Source organism: Dyella sp. 01N36, from assembly GCF_056399745.1.
Window position 1 is genome coordinate 1 of record NZ_JBFTRY010000143.1, and the last position, 8834, is coordinate 8834.

Sequence of the window (8834 nt, forward strand, 5' to 3'; positions counted from 1 at the left end):
ACTTTACATACCAACAAGCTGGCGAAGCTGGCCAGTGGACCGCAAGCCAGCAGCGCAGCGCCTTGGCCGGCCGCCTGTATGCTTGAAGCCACACACGTGAAGACGCTTTTTTTGAGGGAGTGGCATGTATCGACGGGTCGCCATCATCGGCGGCGGTGCTGCAGCGGCAGCGCTGCTGAGCGAGCTACTGGAACGCCAGTTGCCGCAGCAGTTGCATCTGGACTGGTATACCGGCGGCGGTAACTCGCCGCGTGGTGTCGCGTATGGCACGCGGTCCGACAAACATTTGTTGAACGTCCGTGCGGCCTCGATGAGCATGTTTGCTGCCCGGCCGCACGGGTTTCTGGAATACGCCCAGCGTGGCGACAGCACCATCGCCGGTACCGATTTCCTGCCGCGACGCCTCTATGGCGATTATCTCGAAGCTCAGGTGGAGCGCGCGCTCGAGCGTGCACGTGCAGCCGGCCACGATGTGCGCGTGCTGCCGTTCGAGGTGGATGCCATCGTGCCGGAGCACGATGGCGTCAATGTGATCCATGGCGAGGACAGCGCACGTGCCGACGCCGCCGTGCTGGCGATCGGTTCGTTGCCGCCGCTGCCGTTGAATGGCGTCAGCGATGCGGCGCTCGAAAGCGGCCAGTACGTGACTGAAYCCTGGGGTTTTCTTGCGCAGGCCAAGCCGGACACACGTCCGCGCAAAGTGGTGCTGATCGGACTGGGTCTCACCGCCGTCGACGTGTTGCTGGAGCTTTCGGCGCTGTGGCCGAACGCCAGCTTCGAAGCCATCTCGCGCCACGGCCTGTTGCCGGAGCCACATCTGCAGCACGCCTCCGCGCCAGCTGACGACAGCGGCGAACTGATCGAGGCGATGCGCGACGAACCCTACATCCGTACCTGGATCCGCCTGCTGCGCGAAGCCATGGCGCAAAGCGCCGACTGGCGCACCGTGGTCGACAGCCTGCGCCCGCATACGCCTTCGCTATGGGCGCTGCTGGCGGAAGCGGAACGCTCGCGCTTCCTGCGTCATGCACGCTGGGCCTGGGAACGCGTGCGCCATCGCATGCCGCCGCAGGTCATGGCGGCCATGAAGGCGCTTGAGGATGGCGACCGGCTGCACCGTCGTCGCGGTCGTCTGCAGACGGTCGATGTCGTCGGCGACAAGCTGCATCTGGAAATCCGCCGTCCGCACGGCAAGGGCATGGAAACCATGGATGCCGATCTGGTCATCCAGACGGTGGGCCTCAACACGGATGTGCGGCGCACGCAGCATCCGTTGATCCGCCAGCTGTCGACCAATGGCCATGTCACCGCCGATCCGCTCGGTCTGGGCGTCACGGCAACGACGGAAGGACGCGTGGCGCATGGCAACCAGCCGTGGCCGCACTTCTACGCGATCGGTACCCTGCTGCGCGGCACGCTGTGGGAATCCACGGCCATGCCGGAGATACGCCAGCAGGCGCGCAATCTCGCCGACCGGTTGTTGAAGGGCGGATAAAAAAAGGAGCGCTTGGCGCTCCTTTTTTTTGCGTGCCAGCGATTACCAGCCGCTTAAAACCAGCTTGCCGATCGAGCTCGYGCTTTCCACTTGCTGATGTGCGCGACGCAGATTCTCCGCATTGATCGCACCCAGGTTGTCGCGCAGCGTCGTGCGCAACACACCGGCGTCGACCAGGTCGGCCACTTCGTTGAGCAGACGATGCTGCGCCTGCATGTCCTCGGTGTGGAACAGCGAGCGCGTGTACATGAACTCCCAGTGCAGCGAGATGCTCTTCTGCTTGAGCAGGTTGATCTCCAGCGGCTTGGCCGGATCATCGATCAAGGCCAGCTTGCCCTGTGGTTTGAGCAGTTCCACCAGCTTCGCGAAGTGCTGCTCGGTGTGCGTGAGGCTGAGCACATCGTCCACGCCTTGCGGCGCCACCGCCTTCACCGCGGCGACCAGATCGCCATGATGATCGACCACGTGATGCGCGCCCAAGGCCTTCACCCACGCCTGACTGTCTTCACGCGACGCCGTGGCGATCACGGTGGCATTGGTCAACGTGCGTGCCAACTGGATCGCCATCGAACCCACCCCGCCTGCACCGCCGACGACCAGGATGACGCGAGGACGCGCTGTGGCGCCGCGAGGCAGGTTGAGCCGGTCGAACAGCAATTCCCACGCAGTGATCGTGGTGAGCGGCATCGCCGCGGCCTGCGCGAAATCGAGTGTGCCGGGCTTGCGTCCCACGATGCGCTCATCGACCAGCTGGAATTGCGCGTTGCTGCCGGAACGATCGATCGCACCGGCGTAGTACACCGCATCGCCCGGCTTGAACAGCGTAACGTCGGCGCCCACCGCCACCACGGTGCCGGCGGCATCCCAACCCAGCACTTTGTCTGCACCCTCGGGGTTGGCGCGCTGGCGCACCTTGGTATCCACCGGATTGATCGAGATCGCCTCGACCTGCACCAGCAGATCGCGCCCTTGCGGCGCGGGCTGCGCCAACTCGACGTCGATCAGGCTATGCGGATCCGTGATGGGCAGGATCTGTCGGTACGCGACGGCTTTCATGCAGCTCTCCTTGCGAATCTGAAAAGTCAGGGAATGATTTTGCGCCGACGAAAGTCATCAAACAGTCGCGTGAACATCGCCTTGGTTTCCACATGTTCGTGGAAGCCGTAGCGCCGCGCCTTGGAACCGTCGCCAAACATGTCGTAGTCCCAGGAAAACACGAAGTCGGCAAAACGCCAGGACGATACCTCGGCATAGGCATGCGGCGCGAGGCCGTGGCGTTCGCCCATGGCTTGCCACAGCGGCTCCTTGTCTGCCATCACGCTATCGAGCGATAGCGGCAGTGGTGGCGCGACTTCAAGGCCGAAATAATCGGCGATGAAGGGCCACATCTCGTTCCATCGGAACAGGTCGCCGTTGGTGATGTTGAAAGCCTGATTGGCGCAATGCGGCTCGGTGGCCGCCCACACCGTGGCGCTGGCGAGCAGACCGGCATCGGTCATCTCCAGCAGCCTGTCGTAGGCACCCGGCTTGCCGGGAAAACGCAGCGGCAGGCCGAGCTCCTTGCTCATCGACGCATACACGGCGATGGCGAGCGCGAGATTCATCGGATTGCCTAGCGCAAAACCGCCGACCACCGCAGGGCGGATCGCCGACCAGCTCCACGCCCTGCCCTGTTGTCGCTGTTCGAGCAGGCGTTGCTGATCGTGCATGAATTCCGGCGGCATGAAGGCCGCATCGGTTTCGCGCGCCGGCGTCTTGAACGGACCGAGGTGTCCGCCGTAGACCTTGTAGCCCTGCATCAGGCTGATGTGTTCAAGCTGCGGCGCCACCGCTTCGATCGCGTCCAGCACGTTCACCAGCATCGCCACGTTCGGCGGCACCAGTTCGGCCCAGCTGGGGCGATCCTGATAGGCCGCGTAGAACACGTGCGTCACGTGATCGAGTTTGCGCAGCTTTGCCAGCGTGTCGTCAATATCGAGCAGATCGACGGCGATGTGTTGCACGCGGCCAGCACCTGTCCCACCGCGACGCGACAAGCCGATCACCTGCCAGTCCTCAAGCGTCGACAAGTGATCGATCAGATTGCGACCGATCACGCCCTGGGCACCCACCACGAGTGCGACCTTGGTTTGCTTGCTCATGCCCATCCTTTGCACGCAGAGAGTTCGATCAGGCGCCGACGGCGCAAGCTGCCGCGACTGGGCGGCGACGTCGTTCGAGCGCCGCGCTGACCAAAGTCACCAGCAGACCCAGCAAGGCGACCACGGCGCCGGCCACACTTACCGACGGCAGACCCAGACCCATGCCGATCATCGAACCGCCGATGAAGGCGCCGATCGCATTGCCGAGATTGAACGCAGCAATATTCAGCGTCGAGGCCAGATGCGGACCATCGCTCGCCTGTTGCACCACGCGCATCTGCAGCGGCGGCACGGTGGCAAAGGCAGCGATGCCCCAGACGAACACGGTGACCACGGCAGCGATGGTGTTGTGCATGGTCCAGGCAAACGCCAGCATGATCAGCGACAGCGCGATCAGCACGCCCACCAGCGAGGGCATCAGGCGCCAGTCGGCAAGGCGGCCACCGAGCATGTTGCCGATGGTGGTGCCCACGCCAAACAGGATCAGCACCCAACCCGTGGCGCCCACGCTCACATGCGCCACCTGCTGCAGGATCGGCGCGATATAGGTGAACACGGTGAACACGCCGCCAAAGCCCAGCACCGTCATCAGCAAGGCCAGCAGCACCTGCGGCTGACGCAGCACGCCCAGCTCGCGCTTCATGTTCGGCGACGCCAGATCCGGCAAGGCCGGCACCAGCCGCCACACGGCGATCGCGGCGATCAGGCCCAGGCCGGTCACGGCCATGAAGGTCGAGCGCCAGCCCGCCCACTGGCCGAGAAAGGTACCGAACGGCACGCCCAACACATTGGCCAGGGTCAGCCCGGTAAACATCAGGGCGATGGCGCGGGCAGCCTGGCCGCGCGGCACCACATGCGAAGCCACCACGGCGCCGATGCCAAAGAACGAGCCATGGCAGAACGCCGCCACCACGCGCGCCACCATCAGCACGCCGTAGTTGGGCGCCACCGCGCATAGCGCGTTGCCCAGAATGAACAGGCCGAGCAATAGCAGCAGGGCGTTGCGACGCTCCATGCGGGCCGTGAGCGCCGCCAGCAGGGGCGCGCCGGCCGCGACACCCAGTGCGTAGCCCGACACCAGCAGGCCGGCGGACGGGATGCTCACGTGCAGGTCCGTGGCCACTTCGGGCAACAGGCCCATGATCACGAATTCGGTGGTGCCGATGGCGAACGCGGCGACCGACAAGGCCAGCAGGGCCAACCGGGATGAACCGGCTGCGGCCGCAGCAGCGCTTTCGGAAGAACGTGGGGAGTTCATGGGAGGGGATCCCTGAAGGAAACGGCCGCCACTGTGCGCCTTGTAGATCTTTGCGGGAATTGAGCAAACTAGAGAGGCATCTTTTCCTGAAAGTTAAAGATGGCTCATTCCCAGGCCGTACCAGCCTGCTCGCCAAGGTCTCTGGAACATGGTCGATTTCGAAGATATGCGCCTGTTCGTGCGCGCCGTGACCGAAGGCAGCCTGTCGGCGGCCGGGCGCGAACTGGGTCTGTCGCCCGCTGCCGCCAGCAAGCGGCTGACCCGGCTGGAGACCGCGCTGGGCGTGCGGCTGCTCCAGCGCAGCTCGCGCCGCCTCGTGCTCACCGAGGAAGGCACGCTCTACTTTGAGCGCTGCCAGGCCATCATCGCCGACGTGGACGACGCCAACTCGGCCGTCGGGCTGCGCCAGCTGGAGGTGCGCGGGCAGCTGCACATCTCCGCCTCGGTGGATATGGGGCGCCAGTATGTGGGCCCGATGGCGGCCGGTTTCGCCGAGCAGCACCCGCAGCTGCATCTGCGCATCACCAATTCCGACGCCATGCTCGATCTGTTCGAGTACGGCGTGGACGTCGCCGTGCGGGGCGGCACCATGGTCGACTCGCGCCTGGTGTCGCGCCTGCTCACCAACAACTTCCGCGTGCTGTGCGCTTCGCCGGACTATCTGGAACGGCATGGCTATCCGCACCATGCCGACGAACTGCAGCAGCACCGCTGCCTGATGCTGCACCGTCCGGGCCATGGCGTGCTGCCGTGGATGGTGCAGACGCCGGACGGCTCCCGTCCGTTGCGCGTGGAAGCGGCGATGACCTGCGACAACGGCGACCTCATGCGCAGCCTGGCCATTGCCGGCCACGGCATCGCGTTCAAGTCCGCCTGGGATATCGCCGACGACGTGCGCGCCGGCCGCCTGGTGCCGCTGAAGAACGAGGTGTTCCTGGCCGACGCCCACATCTACGCCATCTATCCCAGCCGTGCCTACCTGCCGGCGCGCATTCGCCTGTTCGTCGATCACCTGCAGCAGGCACTGCAGGCACGCGAACGCGATGTGCTCGATACTGTGCGCGACGCCATGCGTTGATGCGGGGAACCCATGCTCGATAAGGATCGCCTCACTCATCTCGCCGGTGGCGCGGCATGTTGACCACCATCGTCGGCACCCTGTTGCTGGTTCTGCACATCGCCGGCGTGCTCGCCGCCATGCACGCGGTGATCAATACGCGCACGCCGCAAGGCGCGTTTGCGTGGGCGCTGGGCCTGGTCTTGCTGCCCTACGCCACGCTCATTCCGTATCTGTATCTGGGACGCAGCCATTTTCACGGCTACGTGGACCTGCATCGCGCACGACGCGACCAGATGCAGGCACTGGCGGACGCCCAGCTGGCCAATGGCTCCAGCGCGCCGGAGGTCAACGATCGCTATGGCGAGATCGCGCACATGCTCGGCGCGCGCTTCCACGCCGGGCAACGGCTGCGACTGCTGATCAACGGCGACGCCACCTTCGAGGCGATTTTCGCGGCCATCAATGAGGCCAGGCGCTGCGTGCTCGTGCAGTTTTTCATCATCCACGACGACATGCTCGGCAAGCGCATGCAGCAGGCGCTGATCGATCGCGTGCGCGCCGGTGTGGATGTGTGTGTGCTCTACGACGGCATCGGCAGCCACGCGCTGCCGAACGAGTATGTGGAAACGCTGCAGGAGGCGGGCGTGATCATCCATTCATTCGCCACCCAGCGGCGCAGCAACCGCTTCCAGCTCAATTTCCGCAATCATCGCAAGATTGTGGTCGTGGATGGCATGCGCGGTTACGTCGGCGGCCTCAACGTAGGCGACGAATACCTCGGCCTCAGCCCCCCGCTGGCGCCATGGCGCGATACGCACCTGGAAATCGAAGGCCCGGCCGTCGCCGATCTGCAACGCAGCTTCGCCGAAGACTGGCACTGGGTCACCGGTGAGCTGCCGCCGCTGCTCAAACCGCAGCAACAAGTCGGCAACGCGCACACGCTCATCGTGGCCACCGGGCCGGCCGATCGACAGGAGACCTGCTCGCTGTTCTTCGTCTCGCTGATCCACGCCGCGCGTCACCGGCTATGGATCACCACGCCTTATTTCGTGCCCGACCAGGCAGTGATGTCGGCGTTGCGGCTGGCGGTGTTCCGCGGCGTGGACGTGCGCGTGCTTATTCCGTGCCGCCCTGATCACCGCACGGTATTCCTTGCCACCAGCCTGTATGCCCACGATGCGGTGCTCGCCGGCATCCGCGTGTTTCGCTATCAGCCGGGCTTCGTGCACGAGAAAGTGCTGCTGGTGGACGATGACACCGCCTCGGTGGGCAGCATGAATCTGGACAACCGTTCGTTCCGTCTCAACTTCGAGATCGGCGCCCTGAACGTGGATCCCGAATTCGCTGGCGAGGTGGAAGCCATGCTGTGCGATGACTTCGCCCACGCGCACGAGGTCACGGCTGCGGAATATGAAAAGGCGCCGTATCTGCGGCGACTGGCGATGCACGTGGCGCGCTTGTTTGATCCGGTGCTTTAAGCCGTGCCGAGGCCTTGCTGTCGCGATCAGCCAGTCGCCTTGTTGCCATGGAGCAAATAGAGACTGCCGGTAAGCACCGCTCCCGCCAACGACAACATCGCAGCCACCACGAACATCGGACCATAGCGTCCACCCGACGCGATCCACCCGCCCAGCGGACCGGTCACGCCCAGCGCCACATCGATAAACACCGAATACGACGCCAGTGCCGCGCCGCGATTGCTTCCGCTCACGCGCTCCACCGCCACCACCCCGAGCGCGGGGAAGATCAGCGAAAAACCGATGCCGCTCAGCGCGGCTCCCAGCATGGCCATGGCAGGGTGATTGGCCATGGCCAGCACGATCAGGCCCGCGCATTCCACCAGCAACGAAACGAGCGCGGTGCGATAGCCGCCGAAGTGCGCGATGGTCCAGCCAAGCACCAGGCGCACGCCCACGAAACACACGCCGAACACGCTCAAGGTGGGAGCGGCACCGGACCAACCCTCGCGCGCGTAGTACAGCGTGATGAAGGTGGCGATTACCCCGAAGCCCACCGAAGCCAGCGCCAGGCCCATGCCGTAGGGCGCCACGCGGCCGAACACGTGATGCATCGGCAGGCGCTCGCCGGCCTCGACGTGCACGGCGGGGCGACGCCACGCCAGCAACAGGCCCAGCACCATCAACAACACTGCCGCGATGCCGATGCTGGCAAAACCCGCCGCAGCGTTCAGCACCACGCCCAGCGGCGCACCGACCGCCAGCGCGCCATAGGTGGCAATGCCGTTCCAGGAAATGACCTTGGCGGTGTGTTCCGCACCGACCCGCCCGATGCCCCACATGATGCAACCGGTGGCCACGCAACTTTCGCCCATGCCCAGGGCCAGTCGCGCCACCAGCATCACGCCCACTGAGGCGACCGGCCATGCACGCAGCAGGGCCGCGGCGATCATCAGCAGGCCGCTGATCGCGCACGCCACCAGGCCGATCAGCGCGGCACGCTTGGGGCCAGCGGTGTCGGAGGTGCGACCCGCAAAACCACGACTCAACAAGGTGGCCACGTACTGCGTACTGATCACCAGGCCGGCCAGCACGGCGCCAAAGCCAAGCTCGGTGTGCACGAACGGCGGCAGCACCGCCAGCTGCATGCCGATCACCAGATAGGCCAGAAAGGTGAAAAGAACGATCTGGACGATTCGTCGGGTCAACGGCAAGCCGCTGGCGCCCGCTTCAACGTGAGTATTCATGGGTACTGCTTTGGGGGAGGAGACAGCGGCTGCATCGGCGCGAGGGGGAATGCCGATGCAACGCTTTACACGGACGAGCGACGACGTACGAACAACAGCCAGCCGATGAATACACCCACGGCGACACCGACAAATTCGAAGAACACGCGTGCGCCGAGATTGTCCGGGTCGTGCAC

7 protein-coding genes are annotated in these 8834 nt (G+C 64.9%); 3 read left to right on the plus strand and 4 right to left on the minus strand.

All coding sequences use genetic code 11. From position 1 onward, the window contains the following. Positions 1 to 124 precede the first annotated feature (124 nt). Entirely contained in the window at positions 125 to 1495 is a 1371-nt protein-coding gene (locus AC1DMG_RS16830; RefSeq protein ID WP_477180800.1) for an FAD/NAD(P)-binding protein, read from the plus strand. Positions 1496 to 1537: 42 nt separating this feature from the next. Here the strand turns inward: AC1DMG_RS16830 and AC1DMG_RS16835 are convergent, their stop codons facing one another. From AC1DMG_RS16835 to AC1DMG_RS16845, 3 genes are read right to left on the minus strand one after another with little or no spacing between them, the layout of a single operon-like run. Next, the gene (locus AC1DMG_RS16835; RefSeq protein WP_477180801.1) at positions 1538 to 2551 is read right to left on the minus strand and encodes a zinc-binding alcohol dehydrogenase family protein; all 1014 of its coding nucleotides are present in this window, start codon (positions 2549 to 2551) and stop codon (positions 1538 to 1540) included. 26 nt (positions 2552 to 2577) lie between these two features. Then, on the minus strand, positions 2578 to 3636 hold the full coding sequence (locus tag AC1DMG_RS16840; RefSeq protein ID WP_441604730.1) for an SDR family oxidoreductase: 1059 nt from the start codon (positions 3634 to 3636) through the stop codon (positions 2578 to 2580). A gap of 28 nt (positions 3637 to 3664) precedes the next feature. Next, positions 3665 to 4894 carry an MFS transporter gene (locus AC1DMG_RS16845; RefSeq protein ID WP_441604731.1) on the minus strand — a complete coding sequence of 410 codons (1230 nt, stop codon included), beginning with the start codon at positions 4892 to 4894 and terminating at the stop codon, positions 3665 to 3667. Positions 4895 to 5042: 148 nt separating this feature from the next. Here AC1DMG_RS16845 and AC1DMG_RS16850 point away from each other — a divergent pair, with 148 nt between their 5' ends. Both AC1DMG_RS16850 and cls read left to right on the plus strand, forming a co-directional pair. After that, the gene (locus AC1DMG_RS16850; RefSeq protein ID WP_441604732.1) at positions 5043 to 5972 is read left to right on the plus strand and encodes a LysR family transcriptional regulator; all 930 of its coding nucleotides are present in this window, start codon (positions 5043 to 5045) and stop codon (positions 5970 to 5972) included. A 56-nt stretch (positions 5973 to 6028) separates the two neighbouring features. Then, positions 6029 to 7432, plus strand: coding sequence for a cardiolipin synthase (gene cls / locus AC1DMG_RS16855; protein ID WP_441604733.1), 1404 nt, complete (start codon positions 6029 to 6031; stop codon positions 7430 to 7432). Positions 7433 to 7458: 26 nt separating this feature from the next. On the opposite strand, the gene AC1DMG_RS16860 is transcribed toward cls, so the two are convergent. Beyond that, positions 7459 to 8658, minus strand: coding sequence for an MFS transporter (locus AC1DMG_RS16860; protein ID WP_441604734.1), 1200 nt, complete (start codon positions 8656 to 8658; stop codon positions 7459 to 7461). Positions 8659 to 8834: the final 176 nt, after the last annotated feature.